The sequence below is a fragment of the Mycobacterium sp. E3198 genome (assembly GCF_001667015.1).
Classification (GTDB): Bacteria; Actinomycetota; Actinomycetes; order Mycobacteriales; family Mycobacteriaceae; genus Mycobacterium.
The window spans coordinates 1-530 of sequence record NZ_LZIS01000154.1; the positions used below are offsets into that span (position 1 = coordinate 1).

Here is a 530-nt window from a genome sequence, read left to right on the forward strand (position 1 = left end):
GGTGTGGGTTCGCACCGACAGCTCCCGGGGCAGGAAACACACCGTGGACCGGACCATCAGGCGATACCAGAAATCCAGGTCGACGAGCTGGTAGATGTCGGTCCGAAACCCCCCGGCATCCAGGGCGAGCCGGCGGCGGAACATCACGCAGGTCGGCTCGCCAATCCAATTGCCGGCGCCGCCGCGGAGCAGCTGCTGCGCGGCGAGCCAAGGCCCGCGGTTGCGCTCGCGAAGCCGCCAAAAGTGTTTGTGCGCAGGGCCCACTCGGCGCCGCCACGGAAGATTCTCGTCCTGCACCACCCGCCGGGGGGCGAACGCCAGCCCGACGGTCGGGTCGTCGAAGTAGGGAGCGAGCGTCGCCAAGGCGCCCGGAAGCAGCCAGTCGTCGCCGTGCACGAACTGCACGCACGTGCCGCGCGCCAGTTCCAGGCATTTGTTGTGGTTGCCGTTGAGGCCCAGGCGGGGCTGATTCTTCACCAGCCGGTCCCCGGGCCGCAGCAGCGCGGAGGCGATTGCGGCGCCGTCGTCGG

General features: G+C 69.8%; 1 protein-coding gene. It reads right to left on the reverse strand.

The features are described from left to right. On the reverse strand, positions 1 to 530 hold a 530-nt coding region (locus A5673_RS16720; protein WP_156748309.1), incomplete at both ends, for a glycosyltransferase.